Origin of the sequence: Kosmotoga arenicorallina S304 (assembly GCF_001636545.1) — a bacterium.
Lineage (GTDB): Bacteria > Thermotogota > Thermotogae > Petrotogales > Kosmotogaceae > Kosmotoga_B > Kosmotoga_B arenicorallina.
Genome location: NZ_JFHK01000004.1, coordinates 206,944 through 228,847, shown reverse-complemented (window position 1 = coordinate 228,847; position 21,904 = coordinate 206,944). Strand labels below are relative to the sequence as shown.

General features: G+C 40.8%; 16 protein-coding genes. 8 read left to right on the top strand and 8 right to left on the bottom strand.

The features are described 5' to 3' along the window. Window positions 1-585: 585 nt before the first annotated feature. Entirely contained in the window at window positions 586-1,917 is a 1,332-nt protein-coding gene (gene rlmD, locus AT15_RS03550) for a 23S rRNA (uracil(1939)-C(5))-methyltransferase RlmD (protein WP_068346424.1), read from the bottom strand. Window positions 1,918-1,924: 7 nt separating this feature from the next. Continuing rightward, entirely contained in the window at window positions 1,925-3,553 is a 1,629-nt protein-coding gene (argS, locus tag AT15_RS03545; RefSeq protein WP_068346422.1) for an arginine--tRNA ligase, read from the bottom strand. Window positions 3,554-3,802: 249 nt separating this feature from the next. Here argS and argF point away from each other — a divergent pair, with 249 nt between their 5' ends. The 6 genes from argF to AT15_RS03515 all read left to right on the top strand — a co-directional run bounded on the left by argF (window position 3,803) and on the right by AT15_RS03515 (window position 8,665). Next, entirely contained in the window at window positions 3,803-4,744 is a 942-nt protein-coding gene (gene argF / locus AT15_RS03540; RefSeq protein ID WP_068346419.1) for an ornithine carbamoyltransferase, read from the top strand. 27 nt (window positions 4,745-4,771) lie between these two features. Beyond that, on the top strand, window positions 4,772-5,710 hold the full coding sequence (arcC, locus tag AT15_RS03535) for a carbamate kinase (RefSeq protein WP_068346416.1): 939 nt from the start codon (window positions 4,772-4,774) through the stop codon (window positions 5,708-5,710). A gap of 99 nt (window positions 5,711-5,809) precedes the next feature. Continuing rightward, window positions 5,810-6,361: a TetR/AcrR family transcriptional regulator gene (locus AT15_RS03530; protein ID WP_068346415.1), complete on the top strand. Its 552-nt coding sequence runs from the start codon at window positions 5,810-5,812 to the stop codon at window positions 6,359-6,361. Window positions 6,362-6,385: 24 nt separating this feature from the next. Next, the gene (locus AT15_RS03525; RefSeq protein WP_235598498.1) at window positions 6,386-7,168 is read left to right on the top strand and encodes a ParA family protein; all 783 of its coding nucleotides are present in this window, start codon (window positions 6,386-6,388) and stop codon (window positions 7,166-7,168) included. After that, window positions 7,146-7,592: a LexA family protein gene (locus AT15_RS03520; protein WP_068346411.1), complete on the top strand. Its 447-nt coding sequence runs from the start codon at window positions 7,146-7,148 to the stop codon at window positions 7,590-7,592. The genes AT15_RS03525 and AT15_RS03520 overlap by 23 nt, the downstream gene beginning before the upstream one ends. Beyond that, window positions 7,589-8,665, top strand: coding sequence for an AI-2E family transporter (locus AT15_RS03515; protein WP_068346409.1), 1,077 nt, complete (start codon window positions 7,589-7,591; stop codon window positions 8,663-8,665). The genes AT15_RS03520 and AT15_RS03515 overlap by 4 nt, the downstream gene beginning before the upstream one ends. Window positions 8,666-8,734: 69 nt before the next feature. On the opposite strand, the gene AT15_RS03510 is transcribed toward AT15_RS03515, so the two are convergent. Beyond that, the gene (locus AT15_RS03510) at window positions 8,735-10,366 is read right to left on the bottom strand and encodes a capsule assembly Wzi family protein (RefSeq protein ID WP_068346406.1); all 1,632 of its coding nucleotides are present in this window, start codon (window positions 10,364-10,366) and stop codon (window positions 8,735-8,737) included. Window positions 10,367-10,378: 12 nt separating this feature from the next. Then, window positions 10,379-11,755 (bottom strand): hypothetical protein, encoded by a 1,377-nt coding sequence (locus tag AT15_RS03505; protein ID WP_068346404.1) that lies wholly within the window; start codon window positions 11,753-11,755, stop codon window positions 10,379-10,381. A 179-nt stretch (window positions 11,756-11,934) separates the two neighbouring features. On the opposite strand from AT15_RS03505, the gene cysE reads away from it, so the two are divergent. Together cysE and cysK are read left to right on the top strand one after the other, a co-directional pair. Then, the gene (gene cysE / locus AT15_RS03500; RefSeq protein WP_068346402.1) at window positions 11,935-12,498 is read left to right on the top strand and encodes a serine O-acetyltransferase; all 564 of its coding nucleotides are present in this window, start codon (window positions 11,935-11,937) and stop codon (window positions 12,496-12,498) included. Further along, window positions 12,495-13,382, top strand: a complete 888-nt coding sequence (gene cysK, locus AT15_RS03495; protein ID WP_068346400.1) for a cysteine synthase A — start codon at window positions 12,495-12,497, stop codon at window positions 13,380-13,382. Before cysE ends, cysK begins: the two co-directional genes overlap by 4 nt. 1 nt (window position 13,383) lies before the next feature. Here the strand turns inward: cysK and AT15_RS03490 are convergent, their stop codons facing one another. The 4 genes from AT15_RS03490 to AT15_RS03475 all read right to left on the bottom strand — a co-directional run bounded on the left by AT15_RS03490 (window position 13,384) and on the right by AT15_RS03475 (window position 21,903). Beyond that, window positions 13,384-16,680: a hypothetical protein gene (locus AT15_RS03490; RefSeq protein WP_068346398.1), complete on the bottom strand. Its 3,297-nt coding sequence runs from the start codon at window positions 16,678-16,680 to the stop codon at window positions 13,384-13,386. A 64-nt stretch (window positions 16,681-16,744) separates the two neighbouring features. Next, complete coding sequence (locus AT15_RS03485; protein ID WP_068346396.1) at window positions 16,745-18,934, bottom strand: hypothetical protein; 2,190 nt, start codon at window positions 18,932-18,934, stop codon at window positions 16,745-16,747. Between the two features lie 120 nt (window positions 18,935-19,054). Next, window positions 19,055-20,134: a YncE family protein gene (locus AT15_RS03480; RefSeq protein ID WP_068346394.1), complete on the bottom strand. Its 1,080-nt coding sequence runs from the start codon at window positions 20,132-20,134 to the stop codon at window positions 19,055-19,057. Continuing rightward, window positions 20,131-21,903: a peptidoglycan DD-metalloendopeptidase family protein gene (locus AT15_RS03475; RefSeq protein ID WP_068346393.1), complete on the bottom strand. Its 1,773-nt coding sequence runs from the start codon at window positions 21,901-21,903 to the stop codon at window positions 20,131-20,133. The genes AT15_RS03480 and AT15_RS03475 overlap by 4 nt, the downstream gene beginning before the upstream one ends. Window position 21,904: the final 1 nt, after the last annotated feature.

The window sequence follows — 21,904 nt, the reverse complement described above, 5'->3', positions numbered from 1 at the left end:
GTATAATTCACGAAAGGAAAGTGTGATGGTATTGAAATACACCAAAAACATTATATCGCTTTTTACATACGAAACAAAAGATTTGAAGAACTAATAACATATCATAAAGATAAAGGCGATTATCATTATATGCATTATAAGTGTCACGAAAAAATGGACTTTTCAAATAAATATCGCCACAAGAACTTACAAAAAGCGATATTGTAAAGATTATTTAGTAGGTTGGTATGATCAAGATTTTACAGAATGTTGGACTTGGCTTCATTCTCGAAATTCGCGACTCGGTTGATAATATAAGGCTTATTCATTTTGGCATACAACCTTAGTGTTATGTTCAATATCTTGAACAGCCGACCTCTCAGAAAGGCGGCTGATATTATTGGTTGCAGCTGATTTTTGAGACACACTACAAACTCAAAAAATAGCTGTTATCTAACTCGTTAACTCAACTACAAATTTTCAGGGTTATAGACATATTCCCTTAAACAGCAAAATAAGGGTCCCCAAATATTGTCACTTCCGGCAGAGTAGTCTGCAAAAAGCCTAATGTCTGTAAACCCTTATTCTATCGCCTTTTCAGCCCCGCTATTTATCCATCCTTGACATCAATACTACCGTTTCAACATGATGAGTTTGCGGAAACATATCGAAAGCCTTTATACTGATAATGTCAAAACCTGTTTCCTTTAAATAACCCGCATCTCGCGCAAGTGTTGATGGATTGCATGACACGTATGTTATCAGCTTTGGCTTAAATCTTCTTAAAAAAGTTACTGCCTTTCCCATTCCGGTTCGCGGTGGATCAAGGATGACAACCTCATATTGTTGATTGTCTCTGGTGTTTCGAACGTAATTCATTGCATCCTCTTTTACAATTTCTATATTGTTTATCCGGTTTATCCTTGCGTTAGATTCTAAAGCTTTAATGGATACACCTGAGCTTTCAACTGCGGTAACGCTTTCAAAGGTATTCCCGAAATACAAGCTGAAAAATCCTACACCGGCAAAAAGGTCAAGAAGGCTTCCGGAATTTTCGGAGTTTAATATGGATGCTATGTAATGTAATATCTCACGAGTAATAAAGCCATTTACCTGAAAAAATGATGTAGGCGGCACCTGATACAAAACCCCATCGATTTCTTCAGTCAAGATGCCTTCGCCGTATAGCACCTTATATGGACCCCTTAAATTCACGCTGTCAATGCTGTTGTGTACATAAACAAGAGAATCAATCAGAGGGAGATTTTCTTTGAAAAGAACCGCAAGGGAATTTAGTTGTGGGAAATCGGCTTTTTTCCCCACGAGAATCGCCATGATTTCTCCAGCAGAACTTCTCCTGAGTACAAGGTGCTTCAAACTTCCTGTGCCTTTTAGGGGATCGTATGCCTTGATCTTGAAGTCATTTAGCAGGTGCTGGATTTTTATCCTCAGGCTTTCAAAGGATCTATCGCCGATAACACAGTTTTCGGGTTCTGTTGCTTTGGATGAAGCTTTTTCCTTGAATCCCAACTTGATGCCATTTTTTGAGTTAAAGGCCACGTATTCCATCTTGTTTCTGTAATGTGTCTCCTTTGAAGGGACAAGTTCGGGAAGGGGGATATCGATTTTTGCGATTCGCTTGAATTGCTCCTGAATTATTCTCGCTTTCCATTCCAGCTGCTGGCTATACTCTAAATCCTGCCAATCACAGCCGCCGCACTGGGGGAAAGTTCCACAGAGCTTTTTCCTTCTATATGGGCTTTTTTTCAGTATCTTGAGAGGCTTCCAGAGCTCGAAGTCTTTTTTGCGTGTGACTTGCACGGCTTCAACAACTTCACCGGAATATCCGCCGGTGATGAATGCGATCTTTCCTTCCCGAGTTCTTGCTAAAGAAAATCCCCCAGCAACAAGCTTTTCGATGGTGAAAATCCTTGACATAATGACATCACATTGATTCTGGTGCACTTACACCGAGAAGTTGAAGCCCGTCGGCAATAGCATTCTTTGTGATTTCGCAGAGTTTAAGCCTAAGTGTTGACCTGTGAGGGTTTTGAGAATCAACCACCAGGTGTTTATTGTAAAAAACATGAAATGTAGATGCTAAGCTTTCAAGGTAATTGGTCAATCTATTGACTTTATAGTCTTCTGTTATTGAATCCAGAACAAAAGGAAATTCCAGAACGGTTTTTATAAGCTTTTTTTCCTCTGGCTCAAAATGATATTCACCGGGCAATTCACCTGCATCGAAATTTCTTTCCTTTGCCGTTCTGAAAATGCTGCTTATTCTTGCATGAGCGTATTGAACGTAAAATACCGGGTTTTCATTGCTTTTTTTCTTCGCTAAATCGAGATCAAAAAGCATGTGCGTGTCCGGATCAAACATGGCAAAGAAATATCTTGTGGCATCAACACCGGCGGCTTCCACAAGTTCATCAAGGGTAGAAAACGTCCCTTTCCTGGTGGACATCTTGACAATCTCATCGCCTTTCTTGATATTCACATACTGATGTATAATGACTTCAAGAAAATCTTCAGAAATTCCTAATGCCATTAACGCTGCTTTCATTCTGGGAATATGCCCCATATGATCGGAGCCCCAAATATCGTATACACGATCGTAACCTCTCTTATGCTTGTTAAAGTGATAAGCGATATCTGTGAGAAAGTAAGTATGCGTGCCATCGGAACGAAGCACTACTTTATCGTTATCATCGACAAAATTTGAAACCCTGAACCATAAAGCACCATCTTTTTCGTAAAGCAAACCTTTTTCCCTGAAATTATCAAGAATTGTATCAACCGTTCCATCATCCACAAGGCTTTTTTCACTGAAGTAATTATCAAAATTAACGCCCAGCTTATCAAGAGTTTCTTTCATGCTTTGAAGCATCTTGTTCAGAGCGAAATTTGAAAAAAACTCTTGAACATTTGCATCCCAAAGACCCAGGAATTTATCGCCGTACTCCTTTTGAACTTCCTTCGCCATATCCACAAGATATTCACCCTGATAGCCATCTTCAGGAAGAGAAATCTCTTTTCCGAAAAGCTGGTTGTATCTGACCCAGAGCGAATGCCCGAGCAGGCGTATCTGGCGTCCCGCATCGTTTATGTACATTTCTCTTTGTACCCTATACCCTCTTGCAGAGAAAATCCTGCATAGGACATCTCCGAAAACCAGCTGCCTTCCATGGCCGATTGTAAAGGGACCGGTGGGGTTTGCACTTCCAAACTCAAACTGCACACTTGTTTTAGGGCTTGTTTTCCAGAAATATCGCATCTCCAGCAAATCTTTCAAAGCCTGTAAATAGGCGTCTTCTGTCAGTGAAATGTTCACAAAGCCCGGCCCAGCAACTGTTGCACTCCTTATATAAGACTCCTTTTCCAGTTCAAGAGAAAGTTCACTGGCAATTTCACGGGGGGGTCTCTTTATTTCTTTGGTAAGCATAAAAGCAATATTTGTTGCGTAGTCACCGAATTTTTCGTCGGGAATTTCTATTTTAAAAGAAGGGATGTTTTCAATTCCTAATCTCTTTAATGATTCAATTATGCTATTTTCGACGAATTCTCGAAACATAATACACCTCCGGAAATCTTTTCTGTGGTATTTCCATTTTTCACACCCTGACTCTTTTGTATAGTTTAACGTAAGTTGAACCGGCGTCTTGAAATTAAAGCTGACAAATCCATTACAAGAACCAGATAATCCCTCTCAAAGAGCAATTCAAGCCTCTATGTTACTTTCTTTGGCGTATATGGCGTTTGAAAGATTTCAAACTCTCGGGTATTATTGAAGTAAATATCCCAAACCAAAGGAGGCACAGTTATGGCTGTAAATCTCAAGGGTAAAAGCTTTCTCACACTTTTAGATTTTACCACGGACGAAATAAGATTTCTGATCGATATTGCAAAACAGGTTAAAGCTGAGAAGAGAACAGGCGTCGTTACTCACAGGTTTTCAGGAAAAACTCTCGCAATAATTTTCGAAAAAAGGTCTACAAGAACAAGAACAGCTTTTGAAACAGCTTTCGGTGAAGAAGGAGGACATCCCGTGTTCCTCTCGAAAGACGACATTCATCTTGGAGTCAAAGAAGATCTTGAAGATACCGCGAGAGTTCTTGGTAGAATGTTTGATGCTATTGCATTCAGAGGGTTTAAGCAAGAAACCGCGGAAACGCTCGCGAATTGGTCAGGGATTCCTGTATATAACGGTTTAACAGACCTATACCATCCCACACAAATCCTCGCTGATTTCATGACAATTGAAGAGCACTTTGGAACACTAAGGGGAAGAAAGCTTGTTTACATGGGGGATTCCAGGAACAATGTTGCAAACTCACTTATGATTGGTTCGGCAAAAATGGGTTTGCATTACGTTGCCTGTGGCCCCAGGGAATTATGGCCATCGGAAGACCTGATTTCAAAGTGCAGAGAACTTGCGAAAGCAACAGGTGCAAAAATCACCGTCAGTGATAATCCTGAAGAGGCCGTTAAAGAAGCTGATGCTATATATACTGATGTATGGGCATCTATGGGCGAAGAAGAAAAGCTCAAAGAAAGAATAGCACTTTTGAAACCCTATCAGGTAAACCAGACACTCATGGATGCAACCGGGAGACCTGATACCATTTTCTTACACTGCCTTCCGGCCGTAAAGGGAAATGAAGTTACCCGTGAGGTTATCGAAGGACCCATGTCGAGGGTTTTCGAAGAGGCAGAAAATAGAAAACACACAATAAAAGCAGTTATGATCGCAACCCTTTTATAGAAAACATAAGGCGTTAGGAGGTCTATAATGAAAAAAATAGTGGTGGCAATTGGCGGAAATGCTTTGAATAAACCCGGCGAAAAACCAACCGCTGAAGTGATGAAAGCCAATCTTCTCGGCACCGTCGAACACCTTGCAGATCTCATTGAAGATGGTTTTGATCTTGTGATTACCCATGGTAATGGTCCTCAGGTTGGTAATCTGCTGGTACAACAGGAGTTAGCGAAGGACACATTACCTCCTTTTCCAATAGATGTCAATGATGCTATGACGCAGGGGTCAATTGGTTATCTCATCAGCCAGACATTATCCAACGAACTAAAAAGAAGGGGCTTGAAAATACCCGTGAGCTGTGTGCTCACACAGGTAGTTGTTGACAAAAACGATCCAGGCTTTGAAAATCCAACAAAACCCGTTGGCCCTTTTTATGATGAAAAAACCGCAAGAGATCTCCAGAAAAACAAAGGCTGGGTCATGAAAGAAGATGCCGGAAGGGGTTGGAGAAGAGTCGTGCCTTCACCAAAGCCTCTGGATATTGTGGAAATCGAATCAATCAAAGCTCTTCTGGAAGCGGATAATGTGCTTATTGCGGCAGGTGGGGGCGGAATCCCTGTTGTAATGGACAATGCTGGAAAGCTTGAAGGTGTAGAAGCTGTGATCGATAAAGACAGGGCTTCTTCTTTGCTTGCGAGATTAATAGGCGCTGATACTTTTGTGATACTTACAGCAGTTGACCATGCTTATTTGAACTTTGGAAAAAAAGACCAAAAAGCCCTGAAAAAGCTGAAGGTATCAGATGCCAAACGACTGATGGAAGAAGGGCATTTTGCTAAAGGCAGTATGTATCCAAAAGTCGAAGCCGCTGTCGATTTTGTCGAAAGTACCGGCCATCAGGCTATAATCACTTCACTTGAAGGTGTTAAGGAAGCACTTGAAGGAACTTTTGGGACCCATATCACTATATAAGAATTCCCATAAATATGCCGGGCATTCAGCCCGGCTTTATTTTTAGAAGAGTGATATGCTATAATTGAACAGATCGAATGATTGAAAGGAGTGATGACAATGCGTGGTGAAGTTACGAGGACAAAGATCATGGAGGCTGCCATCAAGGTTATCTCTCAGGAGACAATTGAAGGATTGAGCACCAGGAAAGTGGCGGGGGAAGCGGATGTAAATCTTGCTGCCATACATTATCACCATAGGTCTAAAGAGGGAATGCTTATCGACCTGTCAAGATATGCTATGAACAATTACTTACTTCCCAAAATTAACCGCCTTTTTGAAGAGAACCTTGAACCTAAAGACTTTGTCGAAGCTATGTTTGAAGTCGTTAATGAACTGTTTGAAGAGCATGAAGATGTGTTGATAACCCTGATTTATTTATGGCTTTATGGAAAGAAAAACAGGAGAATAAGAGAGATATTACGTTCTTTTAAATTTCAGATTGAAGACAATATAAAAGAAGAATTGATCAAGCATATGTCAAAATCAAGGGCAGATCGGGTTATTAAAAGGCTCTCTCAAATGCTCTTTGGTTATGCTCTGGATCTTATCATAAGTGGAGAGCCTATGACTAAAAAAGAAATTGCTGATATTGCGAAAAGATTGATATGATAAGAGGTGATTTCTTTGTCCGTAGTGGCAATTACAAACCACAAAGGTGGAGTAGGAAAAACCACCCTGACTTACAGCCTTGCCTATGAATATGCTTTAGGAGGATACAGTGTATTGCTTGTGGATCTCGATCCATCAGGAAATCTAACTATTGCCATGGATCAGGATCCCTATGAAGAAGGAGAAGTAAATCTTGCAAACATAATATCTGAGGGTGAAAGCTTTGACCCGGGGCTCATAAAGAGGTCTGTCACCAAGGGATTTGCAACTTTTGATATCCTCCCGTCAAACGATGAGCTATATCGGGTAGAATCAATGGGGAATGGCATTCAAAGCCTTTTTTCGTTAAAGGATTACTTAAATGAAACAGGGCTTCGTACCAGCTATGACTTCATATTTATTGATACGCCTCCAAATCTTGGTATTTTGACAAATATCGCTCTTGTCACAAGCGATTATTTTCTTGTGCCAGTAAGTCCCGGTAAATACGCCTTAAAAGGGCTTGATAGAATGTTTAAGGTAGCTACCATGGTGAAAAAAAGGATCAACAAAAATCTCGAATTTCTTGGTATAGTAATCAACAATTTCCGTAAGCATGAACAACCATCAAGGGCACTTGAAAAATCTGTTATAGACCTATATGGTGATGCCTATATAACCCCTCCTATCAGGAGGACTGTTGATGTCCAAAAATCAGAGATAATAAGTGAACCCATACAGCTGGCTTTTCCCAATTCTCTGGCTGTGAGGGATTTGAAAAGGCTCTCACAGGGGGTGCTCAAACGTGTCAAAAAACAGAAAGCTTGATATGGATTCTTTGACTTCAATGATAAAGAAAACCGTTAGAAATGATGATGATAGGAAAAAGGCCCTTGAAGAGTTTGAAGAGGAATTCTATGGCAAGAAAAAGAACAGCAAACAAAAGCTGCTGAAACCTGAAAAAAGGCTTCGGAAAAGCAACTTATCTGCAGAAAATGACACCTTTAGTGTCTTTTTGAGCAGAAAGGATTTGACTTCCACTGAAAAATTGATGCTAATTTTCATATCGCATGCTTCAACTGACAAAGAGGGTATGTCGATAAGTGTCCGTGCCCTTGCCTCCTCACTGGGCATTAACAAGAACACTGCTCTGGATACGTTGATAAGCCTTGAACTTAAAGGCATTATTGAAAAGAAATCGACTCCTCGAGGAACGATGGTGAAATTGCTTGTTTCTGTGGGGATACCATGAACAATAGCGCAAAGTGGATTCTCGGTTATTTTATAGCTTATATTATTTCCCTGTTTGTCTTTCCTATGACGACCCGTGTTATAACCCTGAGCGTATTGATAGGGATGATTATAATTGCGCCTGCAAGAATGGCTAAGAAGAGGAGTTACAAGCGACTGCTCTCTCTAGTAACCCTTGGAGCTATTGTTATAACCTTTGTATACCTCCTCTATATCGCTGTCCCCATTATTATAAAAGGCGTTCAGAGCTTTCGTTCGGGCCTTGTAGAGCTTGATTTTTCAGAAATTTCGTCAAAACTCAATGAGCCCTTTAGCAGTTTTGTTAATGACACCTTCGAAAAGGCTGGTTCAATGCTGGGAGATTTCTTGCTTCAAGCGAGCCTTTACATAAGCAAAAACATAGCTTCCTGGATCACTTTTGGTATATTGCTGGTGGTAGCTGCGGTTTTCCTTACCACAAGAACCCGGTTCTTTTTCAGGCGCAAAGCAGTTCACACCCTTTTTCCAGGATGTGAAGGAGATGAAGTGACGGGATTTTTTAAGGGATTTTACCGGGATCTTCAGGGATATATTACAGGACAGCTCATAGTAGCCCTTGCAGTGGGTTCAGTGATAGGTTTTGGTGCATTTTTCTTTAAAATCCAGCAGGCGTTATTTCTTGGATTACTTGCTGGAATTACGAATTTCATTCCCTTCTTTGGAGTTATCGTCACCGCCATACCTTTGCTTGTTATAGGCTATATAAGCTATACAGATGCTCCAATTCTTGGAGTTGTTTTTGCGCTACTGCTGCTGGTTGTCGCCAATCAACTCGAAATGTGGGTGTTATCGCCAAGGATTATGTCCAGAAGGTTGAAATTGAACTGGTTTATCATACTGCTTTCCATGATAGCTTGCAGCGAGCTTTTTGGTGTATATGGAATAGTGCTTGCTGTTCCCCTTGTCATATTCATACGACGCTATTGGGGAACTTTCCTTACAAAAGAGGTGAATAAATATGGGAATATACGACAGGGACTGGTACAGGGAGGAAAAAGAAAAAAAGCCCCCCCTGAAAAGGAAGGGCAGAAATAGTTCTTTTGTTTTTGGCCTGATACTCGGTTTTACATGTGGCGTGATTTTCACACTGCTGATAATGCTCTTCTAAAATACTATCTCTATAAATGGCCTAAGTTCAAAGGTAACTTTTCTTGTTGTGTATTGCTCAAAGTAGCTCCCAAAATATAAGCTAAAATCCGAACCGATTCTAAAACCGCAAAGAGTTCCTTCCAGCTTAACAGTAAGAATATTCGCTTTTTTTAGTTCGCCTACCGGCCCCCTCCAATATTCTGGATCCGTGAATTCGCCAGGTTCATCACTGGGTTCATCCATATTCAGATACGGGGTATCCAGCGTTACTTCACCCTGTGTAAAATGCTCAAATTCAACGGATGCCGAGATACTATTACCAAACCATTGCATGAGCAGCGAAAACGCATTTAAATCAGGACCGTATTTGAACCCAAGAGGGTACTCATTTGCATCTCTTGCGCCGGGAAGTTCAGATTTGGTTATGGTTCTATTTGTAATTTTCAGCAGGGGCTGCCATCTGTTGTACATCCAGGTGTCCGTGTGATAGGCCTCAGCAGAGAAATGATATATGCCCCGGGTGCTTTCAAGGAAATACTCAGCGCCAAGCCCATATGCCATGGCAGCTGGCTTTCCACGCGCACCAGCCTCTGTTGGACCCGAGTAATCATCCATAGCAAACTCACCGTAAATCTGGAATCCCTTGAAAGGCACTAGAGAGAAATCCAGAGACATCATAACATTGGAAAACCCCTCGCCATAGGTGTTGTGAAATACAATGAAAGGGTTGAAATCTGTGAGATCAGGATGTTTTCCTCCAACTACGTTGATTTCACCCACACCGATTCGCAGCCGTTTGTTGAGTTTTATATCAAAACGATGTCCGACAATGAGTTTTGAAGGTTCATCATACACCTGGTCTTGATTAAGATCCCAATAATGAGGACTTCCAACAGATACCTTTCTTTGGCGTTCCCACTCACCTCCGCTGAGTAATGGTATAACGGAGATCATGTTGAAGGTATAAGAGAAATTCCCGCTTTTGCCCATGGGTGTTACATAGGAAGAACTGAAATTGTCATAATAATTGGAAGCATTGCTGATAGTAAGACCATTTCTCATGGGTCCCCAGCTTAATTTATAACGACCCAGACTTGCCTGGAATTCCCCGGTTGCGTAAGCAGCATAGCCAAAACTCGGGAAGCTGAAGTCCAGTGCCCTGACATCTCCCTTGAGCAATTCCACAGGCAAATTGGCAAGAGGCGTGGCATTTCCTGAAGGTCCATGGCTGATGTAGCTTCGGTAGTCTTTTTTGAAATCCAGATTTATCACCGCTTTTGCATTGCTGCTTATATCGGAATCAAATCTCAGAATTGCCCATGGTTGCAATGTATCGTACCTGTATCTTAAATAAAGTGGAACACAGGGATTGTACCAGCCTTTCCTTGTAGTAAAGGGCTCGAAGTTATGAAGGGTAAGCTGTGGAGTGGTGGTAAAAGAAGCTGTGGTGTTGCTTGTAAATTGTTCAGGTTCACCCATAAAAGCCGAACTGATAGGAGTATTTGGTACAGCAGGTACCTCTTTGTTCAATAGCAGCTCAGCTTTCCAGACTATGTAGCTATCATCTGCCTTGAAGTTCAAGTTTGCAATGTTTGCAAGAGCGACAATCGGAACGAGAATTACCAGCAGTAACCAGATGCTTTTCATAGAACCAACCTCCTAAAATGAATACGATTTGCTAATGCCGAAATTCAATAGCCACTTCAGCCCATCAGCTGTAAATTTCAGAGATAGCAGCCCGAATAGTCCAAAATCAGATTCAGGATAATATCTCGTCCTGACGGTAAGTATCACCTGCCTGCTTACGGGTTCAACGAGTTTATACCAGTCATGCTCATAGGGTGCATAATAAGGGCTGTCGATCCCGTAACTTCCCATGGCAAGGAATTCGACCTGAGAAAAAAGCTCGATTTTTTCCTTGTTCCATTGATAGCTCAACAAATGCAGAGATACGTCAGGACCATATGGGAAGCCAAAGAAAAAGTCTATGTCGGGCCACATATTGAGCCACATAACGTTGAGCCTGAAAGGATAGGTGAATTTCCCGATATCAGCATCTCTATTGTATAGATAGGGCGTTGTGTGGTAATACTCATACCTCAGCTTAACTGCTGATGGAGTTGATAATCCCCTTTCGAACAATGTGAAGTCATCAAAATACTCTTTGTTTCTGACTTTATTCCAGATTTCGCTGCTGCTCCACTCTACACCGGCAAGCCAGCCAAAAGCCGTAGGCCTGGAATTTTCACCTTCCGTGTTTAGCCTGAATTCATCAAGGCCAAATTCACCATAGATTCTAAAACTTTTCAGCAGCATTTCAGCGGTGACAAAAAACATGACATTTGAATGGGTCTGGTAACTATGATGATATATAATGAATGGTCCAATATCCTGTAAATCCGGATAAACCCCGTAAATCAGGTTTTCCTCGGCGAAACTCAATCTGAAAGCATCGCTTGAAAAGGCCCATTTGTGGCCTAAAAGAGTCTTGGGATCGCCATATACACTCCTATCAGCTGAAATCGCAAAGAAATTGTAGTCAAAGCTGCCAAAAAAGGTTTCGTCGGAAAACTGTAACCATAGATGATCGAAATATGGAGGAACGCTGGAAAGCCCAATATCATAGGTAGCAGGCCCCCACTTCAATTTTCTCCTGCCCGCTGAAATGAGAACAGAAGAAGAACCCCATTGGATGTAACCCACGCGGGGATAATTGGCATCAAAAAAGGGTGCCCATGAACCAACAGATAGAGGAAGATTCGAAAAATCCCTTCCAAGTAAAAATGCGGAAAAATCCTGGCGGGCTTCTATGAACATTGCAGCTTCCAGATGCTCATTACTTATTTGAAAGCCTGCCTTTCCCAGTGCTGGAAGTGAATAGTATCTTAAAAGGTCATACAAGTTCGGTTCATAACTTCCGTCAACTGACTCGTAGTTGTTAAGTGAAAATGCTGGTGATATACCAGCATAAATCACCGTCAATGAAAAAACCATTCCGGCTACTAAAAAGCTACAAAGAAGAAAAAAATATTTCATGATATCCCCCCTCCAAAAAATTCTATCATAAGAGGCCCAATAATCGCCTATTCATCGAATCCAAAAGAAGTATCACTGCATTGACTTAACTGGTTTGTTTTAGGTGTGTTTACTAAAACAGTTACGAAAATAACAACTAAATTCCGATATTTTTGGTAATATATAAATGAGGTGATTTGATGGGAAATTTCACAAATGAAATGATGAATTTACTGAAAGCGGTCAAGAAGGACTTTGACGAATATTTAATAAAAGATCCCGCTGCAAGATCGAAATTTCACATATATTTGACTTCAGCCGGATTTCATGCGCTTTTTTTATATAGATTATCCCATTTGCTCTGGAATTTCGGTTTTTTCTGGCCTGCTGAGTTAATCCATTATTTCAACAGGGTGATTTTCAATATCGATATACATCCAGCAGCTCATATTGAAGCTGGCGTTGTAATTGATCATGGAATAGGTGTAGTCATTGGGTCTACAGCAACCGTTGGTAGCGGTACATTGATTTATCATGGAGTAACTCTTGGTAGTCGAAGAATAGTCGAAGGGAAACGGCATCCGGACATTGGACGTAATGTAATTATCGGGGCTGGTGCAAAGATACTTGGACCTATAATTGTGGGTGATAATGCAAAGATCGGTGCAAATAGCGTTGTCCTTGAGCATGTACCTGAAAATCAGACATATGTCGGCATTCCTGCAAAAAAGACAGAAAAAATCCATCATGAGGTAAACCTATGAGCATTGATATGATAGTTGGAAAGACGCCCCTTGTTTCTTTGAGAAGCCTTGATTCTTCAGGAAGCATTTTACTGAAACTGGAAAAAAACAATCCTGGCGGCAGCGTAAAGGATAGGGCTGTAATGGGAATGATTTTATACATGAAGAGCAGGGGTAGAATTTCAGAAGGAGTTACCGTTGTAGAGCCTACAAGTGGAAACACCGGTATTTCAATAGCCATGTTTGCAAGCAAATTCAGATACAAAGCAATTCTGGTAATGCCCGAAAGCGTAAGTGAAGAGCGATGGAAGGTTATGGAGGAACTCGGTGCCGATGTTATCCTGACAAGTGCATCAGGAGGTATGAAAGAAGCCGTTGAGAGAGCAAAAGAAATTGTCCGTAACCTTGAAAATGCTGTTATTCTGGACCAGTTTTCCAATCCAGGAAACCCCTACTATCATGAGATAAGCACCGGACCGGAGATATTCCAGCAATGTGGCAATGAATTAGATATCTTTGTTGCTGGCATAGGTACAGGCGGTACTATTACGGGAGCTGGCAGGGCTTTGAAGAAGTTACTTCCTGGAATTAAAATCATAGGCGTCGAGCCAGAAGAATCCGCTGTTCTTTCCGGGGAAAAACCCGGTAAGCACAGAATTCAGGGCATAGGTGCGGGCTTTGTCCCGGCTATTCTCGACCAAGATCTTCTGGACGATATAATTACCGTAAGCTCTGGCGAAGCAATCGAGATGATGCAATGGCTTCACAGGAAAGAAGGATTATTGGTTGGGATTTCGTCCGGTGCAAATGTCGCTGCGGCGTATAGATTAAAAAAATCTGGCACCACGGGGAAAATAGTTACCGTAGCACCAGATCACTATGAACGCTATTTGAGCGTATTTTGATTTACTTCACAATAACAGTGCCTCTGGGAAAGATCTTACCGAGTTCATTAGACCAGGTTTTATCGACTCTCCAATCATAGATCCTGAGCCTGCTAAGATCCAGCCCCGGAGCGCGAAGGTTGTAAATACCTTCAAGATAGATATCATAGAAATTTTCTGAAAATGCCTCGGTTTTGGTGTACAGTTCAATCGGTGCCCAGTTCTCCTTTTCTTTTGGTGGAAGAGCATTGTATGTTTCTATGAGCTCTTCCGGAAGCCACCTGTTGTTTATGAAAATTCCTATTTCTTTGCACTGGCTTACAGAGATTCCCTTGAAAATCCCTCCAGTGCTGGCAACGAAAAGTCCTATGTTTGGCTGGGCTTTTCCGGGGATACCACTTATAGACACATCAGCTACCTGAGCCTTTTCTACATTGCTAAGTGCCATGACATAAAAACCCGATGCTTTCAAACGAGCATTGTTAATCATCATGCTCTTCAGATTCTCAATATTAAGAGCAAAGCGTCCTGATGAGATATCAAGATCCTCAATAACTATCTCATCAGAAAGAGAATTCTTAATTTCCAATCCGGTATTTTTAATTCCCGTATTGGCAACGTATTTATTTATATAAGCTTTTTGTGGATTGATCAGTATAAATCCCTTTGTAGAGTTGATTATTTCAACATCATGAGCATCGAAAATAACAGCATCGCTTATATATCCAGCTGTTCCCACAGAGTTGATGGAAATGTTATTTAGTTTCACCGATGAACCGTTTTTAACGATCAGAGGATTGAAGACATCTGAGAAAACGCAGTCTTCTATGTTTAATCGCGCACCCGAGGCAAAGATAGACATTTCATATCCAGATGCCTTTTTTAAATTCAACTCACCGCCATAAAGCAAAATCTCATTTCTTGACTCGCTTTTTAGTGTAATCAAGCCGTTGCTCCCGGAGATATTTAGCGTACCGTTTACCACGAAAGAGGAGCCATCTTGAATAAGCACCAGGCCCTTTCCTGCAATGGAAACCTCGGAATCATTGGGGATTGTATAATTCTCAGCTATTAAAATGGGGAAAGCCCGTTTGTCAAATTCCGCATCAGTAGCATTCCCGGTTAGGATAGTAGCACCTTTATACAGAGTCAAGCGCTTTTCAGGAAACTTATAGCTGTACTGGTCTGTAATTATTTCCACCTCGACAGAGATTTCCATTGTTGCGTTATTGGTTAAAGGCAGTGGCGAGTCAAAGTCTTTTAAAATGGGCGTGTCACTATCCAGGTCTGTTTCTTCAAACGAGATAGTTTTTATTTCCTGATTCACAGGCGTGTCTAATATTTTCCGGCGAATCCTGTATTTAACATCAGGATCGGGAACAGGATAGAATCTCACCCTGAATTTGCCATCTTCATCCACCTGATAGGCATAGAAACCATCAAGATTCTTTAAGTCAACTCGTGTTTCTGTGGCGACATAGGTTGGCGATTCAATTCCCAGGGCGTTTATTATATATGAAATTTTAAGATCGCCAAAATAAACACCTTCCAGGGGTTCTGAAACGCTGAAGGTATTAGATAAGTTATAGGTAAATAATCTTGTTCCTTTCAAAGTTTCGACAAAAACTGTAATTGAAGCTTCTTCGCTAACTCTTGAGTTTGAAATTCGAAGGGTAACTGGTTTGTAGTCTTTTTGAATCACATCAAAGCCAAGACTTCCCACAATCTCTTCGAAGTTGACAAGCTCAATTTCATAATGTGCTTGCATTGACATATTACCGGCTCTATCAATGGCTGTGAGGAATAGTTCAAGAGTACCGTTAAATCCTGTTTCCGGGGAAGGAACAGGAACGGTTATCTGATTGTTTTTTGTTTCTATATGGAATGTGGTGGTATCAGAGACATTAACTTCACCAGAAATAGAAACGGTGTCAGAACTCGTGGCGAGGTTTATAATGATTCTCTTTCCGACTATATTGTAATTCAGTAATGTCGGTTCATTAGGAGGTGTTGTGTCCACCACAAATGTAGCACTCTTGGTGAAGCTCTCCCCATATAGATCTGTGATGTAGAAACTTATAGCATGAACGCCTTCTGAAAGCTCTTCGAAAACAATTTTCCCTTTTTGGGTATCTATTTTAGCAGGTTCTGCTCCATCAAGGGAAAGTAAAAGTTCTGAAATGTTCTTCGCTTCAAATTGGATTTCCAGGCTTGTTGAAGGGATATAGCCCGGTATTGTTCCCAGCTCGAAGAATGGTTTTCCCAAAACCTCAACAGTTTCTTCCAAACCAAAGGCGACTCCTTTATATAGTGGTGTAACGACTATTTGCATAGTTTCCTCGGGAAGGGTAAGCACAAAGGATTTTTCCTTTGTGACAAAGTTTGAGGCATCTACTGTTATGAGATAGCTAACGTCGGTTTCCTCATAGGATTTCAGGTCGCTTTTCCAGTTAAGATTCATATTTTCTCCATCCCGTGTTGCCGACAGCTCACTGATTTCGATAGAATCAATGGGGAATTCAAAAAGGTACGGGATATCATCATTCCATTTTAGAACGACTTCCTTTGTCAATAGTGATATTCCATCGTATTTTAGTTCAAGCTTGTGCTTTCCCTGTGGTACTGTACTGATAATGGCTTTTAGATTAGACTCTAGCTTATATGGCTTTTCATCAAGTAAAAGGGATACTTTTTCGGGATCGAGACCCTTTCCAAGGGAGACTTTTACTTCTATCTCAACGGGTAACATGGGTATTTCAACACTGAGAGTTTTTGATTTTTCTATGTAGACAGGGCCGTATTTATATCCAATTGTCAGATCATATGATAGTCTCTTACCCTGATAATCCACAATGTTATCCGTGTAGCTATCTCCTTTTCTTGTAACGGCAGTCCCATTTCTTTCAAGACTCACGCTATCAATGTTATAAGGAGAGCTCTCAGCTCTCCAGCTCAATATCAGCTCTTTTCCATCTTCGCTGAAGGAGTAGTTGAATAAATTTATATCTGGCTCAGGAAAAGCGTATTTAAGTTCTTTTACTTCCCTGACTATTTCTTTCCTGTCGAGCAGAACACCTTCAAGAGTCACAAAATCCACTGAATCCTTTCGTTTGGCCTTTAGCTTGGCAGATGGCTTGTCTTTGCTCAAAGTGACTTCTTCTATTGAAGAAATTGCTTTTATTGTAGGATTTCCCTGCGCATCAGTGGGAAATATTGCACTAACTGTTATAGTAATTGGCCAGAGGAAGAAATACAGCAGCACCAGCAATACTGCTATTGGTATTGTGATCCCTATTGTGAGTTTCAAACTGCGTTTCATTTTGACACCTCCCCTTTAACAAAAGCAGCCCGCCACTGGCGGGCCGCGATGAAAAAGACATCTTTTACTTATTCAAAATCCTGATGAAGTATTCATCAATATTCTCGTCATCAGCATGGTATTCAAGTAATACAGTGTATGTGCCTGAAAGCCCGAATGGAAGACCGTCCTGGAGGTCAAACAATTCGTTGATAACGCCAGCGTTCTTCACAACTTTCCCGGATTCAGAGCCTTCTTTGATCAAGTAAACGTTACCGACAAAGCTTACAGGATCTGGAAGCACCTCTGTAGTGAATTCGGAGAAGAACGATTTATCCCTTTCGGTGAATTTAGCGTTAACCAGTCTTCCAAGGAGAGTATAGTGGAGAGTAGGATTGGTGATCTCTACCTTTGAAGTTGGTTCAACTCCTTCACGGCTGAACTTAAACATACAACCGAATGAAGCATCTTCAGGAACTCCAAGTTCATTGAGTACGTCAACGAAATTGATTATGGAATGCACTCTTTCAGGAACACCGGTGTCAGCGGAAACAATATTGCTTCCAAAGGCGTTCTTGAATTCTTCAAGTGTGCTTACCTTCAATTCATCAGTAGAGTAGAGTATTCTTGCAGCAACAGGATAAACAGTTACTTCGGAACCTTTAAAAATCTCCTTATCTGGAGGTTCAGTTGTATCAGTAGAATCTTTACACTGGTAGACAGTGTCTTCTTTATAATCAAAGCTTATAAGCTCGTATGGATATACCTTGTCAACGTCCATTGTTGTGGTTTTTGTTACATCCCAGGCACTGTGGACCATCATTTTCGCACCGGTAAGAGAGGAAACATCGACTTTTACTTCTTTTACTTTGGATTTACCTTCGTCGAAAGTAGGCGTTGTCTTGCATGATGCTTTAAAAGTCACTATATAATTCTCGCTTATCCTTTCTCTTACAGCTGCTTCACAGGTCTTTGTATATGTCTTGGACGGTGCTTCATCAAGAAGGTTCTTGTAAAGCTCCACGAATCCCCCTTTAAGAGCATTTTCGTATGGGGGAAGAGGGTCATTTGGGAACATAAAGGAAAAATCGGCTGAATCAATCAAGATGTAGGTCTTTCCAGATTCGGTTTTAACGAGAACGAAATCAGTAACCTTATCCAGTTTCGCTTCGAATTCTTCTTTCATTTCTTCAAATTTCGGATCATCTTTGTGATTTTCTTCCCAGACAGCAAGTATTGCATCGCGGTCGAATACCTTTATTTCAGCAACTATATCCTTTGGCAATGAGATTTCGCCAAAAACGAGCTGTCCATCGTATTTCTTCATGTAAGAGACCACGTTCTGGATATTTCTCGCGGGTACTTCAAGCCCGAGCTCTTCGGCAGTCTTCACAGGAGAAAGAGCCAATTTGGCAAACAGGGCATAAGCTTCTGCTCTTGTAACGTTGATATCATATTCCCTGTTGAAATAGTCAGTTCTTGTATAAAGCTCTTCAGACATCAATAAAGGCAGCGCTTTGCCATCTTCACTAGGTGCGAGGAAGTAGTTTTCAAAGACATAAATATAAGCTCTTTCCGCTGCTCTAGATTCTGCTTTTTCAATTTCCCTTTCTATTTTTTTTACCTCTTCGAGTTTTGCAGTATCCTGGAATTTTTCAGCTTCTTCTCTTAGTTTTTTTGCTTCTTCTTTCTTATCAACAATGCTGCTTTCGAGATAAAGCTTTTTATTTTCATTGATTTTGTCAAGCAGATAGTTATATTTAGGTTTGTTCTTTTCCACAAAGGCATCAACAAGAATTTTGAAATATTCAGCCCTTGTTAAATTGTCTTTTTTGTAGTTTAACTTAATCCGATCACCGAGGACTTCTTTGTAACCCCAGATCCTTGTATAGTCAAATCCATCTTTGTAGCCAAGCTCTTCGAATTCAGTCTTTATGCTGTTGTCATAGGGTGCATTCATGGGATATTCTATCGCATCCCTTTCAAGACCAAAATACTTAACGAGCATTGCAAGCACTTCATAAGGAGTGATGGGATCTGTAAGGTCAAACGGAGCAAGCTCTTCAGCGGTTTCGCGCGGTATAAGCCCATATTCTGTGACATTGAAAACTGGATCAAGATTATTAGCAAAAAGCAGCTTTATGAGTTCAGCTCTTCCATCTGGTTCGACTTTGCTGGTGTCGAAGTCGACCCATAAAGGTAGTTGGACCGGCATGTTTACAGCCATGAGGGCTACGCTCAGCAATAATAACCCAACAATAAGGAGTTTCTTCATATACTTTCCCCCCTCTTAGAGATTTTTAGATTTTTGGTTTGTGAACAAACTGTTTCAAAGCAATTATACAACAAAAAATACGGCACATGCAAGATTTTTTTTGTAAAGAACACAGTATTTTTATTGTTTAAGAGTCACAAGAGAACCCAAAACACTTCCACTTAACCAGTCTTCCTGAAGCAAAACCGCTATTTTATCACTGTTTGCGACTGCATCAATGGGATAGCCCTGGAGCTTAAAAGGCACAGATATGGGATTGTTAATTTCCTCAATAGTCCCGCTTGCCACACTCAGAACATATTCCTTCTCTCCAGCTATTAAAACTTTTAATGGGGCAGAACCCTGTGTTTTGAAGTCTTTAACTGTACCTTTTTCAAGTTCTATTAGGTATACTTCATCGCTTCCGGTACATGCTATCCAGATGTTTCTACCCTCCATTATGGGGAAGTTTGGTAGTTTACCAAGCTTAAATTCTCTTTCCTTTTCAAGCTTCCCTTTTGAAAGAACATCAAGGGTTCCATCAAGATAATTCACTACATATAAGTTATTCATGTCTTGAAGCATATAGGAAGGTCTTTTGCCGAGTGAAACTCTTTTGTGGATATTGCCCGAAGGGGTTATCGCAAGCAACCCGTATTTGGTATCAAAATTGTTTTCTAATAGGTTGTAATTGTAAAAAAGGCTTACATAGAAATAATCCTTGTCGGCAATCACGCTAAGTGCTTCAACAGGCAATTTGATTTTGCTTTTGATTTTGAAATCCTTCATGTCAATCAACAAAAAAACACTGTCCATCCCCAAAACTCCCAGGATATTATTTGAAATTGCCCCGGTAATCAACCGCTCTTCCGTCGACATTTTCTTTTCAAGCTTCCATTTGGAAGGTTCGCCTGAGATATCGAAGACAATAATCCTGCCGCTAAAGAATCCAAAACAATAGAGCCTTTCGTCTTTAATAATGCAATCGTTAATCCCATCGTTTCGCGTTTCTTTCAAAAAGTGCATTGGATTGAACTCTGAGTCGAGCACAAGAATTTCCGAATCTCCTTTCAGAAGGACAATGTAGTACGTGCCATGCCTGTTCTGGACTGCTTCTATTTTGAAAGGCGCCAGCCCTAATTCCTGCCTTGAAAGGGCATTCAAAGCGAGCAAATTAGTTGAAATTACAATTAGAAAGAAAATCCAGAAAAGCTTTTTCATGGTCTTTTCACCACATAAACCAGCAATTTTTCTTTGAAACCCGATGCGAGATTAATATCATGGGTATAAATATCAATGGTTTTTCCTTTTACCCCCGATCCGGTGTCTTCCACTATAAAAAAGCCTTTGTTTGGTGCATTCGAAAAGAAAGGAATATAAATAATAGTTCCGGGCTGAAGAACAGAGGGGTCAGCAGCCACTGTCCTGTAAGCTTTTGCGTAATTCCCGGAAGCTGTCACTTTGAAAGAAGGAGATGTTGGGTTTTTCCCGTCATCCCATTCGGTATACATTGTTATATTGAAATCCCCGGCATTTTCAAAAAGCACCTCTGAGGGATTCAATGGAATATCGTTTCGCCAAATTTCAAAATGCAGATATGGCGAGTTATCAGAACTTCGTCCAATGATTTCTCCAGCACTGACAAAGTCACCCTTTTCTACCATTAAGCTATCTAACTTACCATAAACAGTTCTGAAGCCATTCCCGTGGTCAATAATTACAGTGTTTCCATATTCATCGTTGAGTCTTTCAGCTACAATAACATGGCCCGGTAAAATAGATTTTATAAAAGCGGATGGCTTTACTTTCAGGTCGATGCCTGGATTTGCATAACCTTTCTCATAACTACCAAAAGGGGAAATGACAGCTTCCACAAGCATTTCATAATCATAATCAAGGCCGAAATGGGACAGAAGCACATCTGATTTGAGCAAAGAATCCATGGAAATGGGTATTTTTAATTCCTGACCGGTGTAAATGACATTGTCTTCAACCTTAGGATTTGCCTTTTTAAGTTCTTCCACCGATATTCCATAAGCCTGTGCGATTGTCCATAGGGTATCCCCTGATTGCACGATATAAGAGATATCGTCGAGGTTTTGGTTTTCAATTTCTTCCGCGCCAATACGGCTTCTAAGATCAGCTACCTCTGCCAGGAAGAAGTCTATGGTTACAAAACTCGTATCAGAAGCGGTAGAATTGCCGATATTGTTTATACGCTCCTGCAGATACGAGTAGTCATCATTATGTCTTTCCCGGAGGGTATCCAACTGACTTTTAAGGTCTTTTATCTCTTTTTCAAAAAGGAATTGCTGGATATTCGAGCTGATGAACTCATCCAGCTTTTCATAAATTTGTTCGGTTAGTTTGCTGTTTTCTTCGACATTGCTTTCGTTTGCTTCAACCAGCTTTTTTAGTTCATACAGCTGTTCCTGAAGGCTCTTCAGCTCCTCGATATTTACCGAAAGCTTTTCAAATCCCGTTAAGTATTCCAGTTGTTTTGAAAGGTTTGCAATGGAAGTTTCTATATTTTTCAACCGCTTTTGCTCATCGGCAAGGGAATCGAGCTTCTGCTGGATATTGGAAAGCTCACTTTTGATCTCATCGTTGATCTGAAAGGTCTGTAGATTTGCATTTGCCAGGCTGTTAAGCTGTTCAAAAAGCTGCTGCGTAGCTTTGGTATTTTCTTCTATTAATTTACCCTTTTCTTCAATCATATATTTTAATTCTGACAGCTGTGATTGCAAATCCTTTAGTTCATCAGTGTTTGCAACTAATTCTTCTGAATCTATAAGATAGTCAAGCTGCTTCGATATGTTCGAAATAACTATTTCAATATCCAGAAGTTGCTTTTGCTCCTGTGTAACGTAATCGAGTTTTTTTTGAATTGCAGAAATCTCATCGCGAAATTCGCCGCGGGTTACCCACCACGAAGAACAACCTGAAAAAAGAATTATAGCAAGCAGTGCTGCGGGGAAAAGCTTAACCACA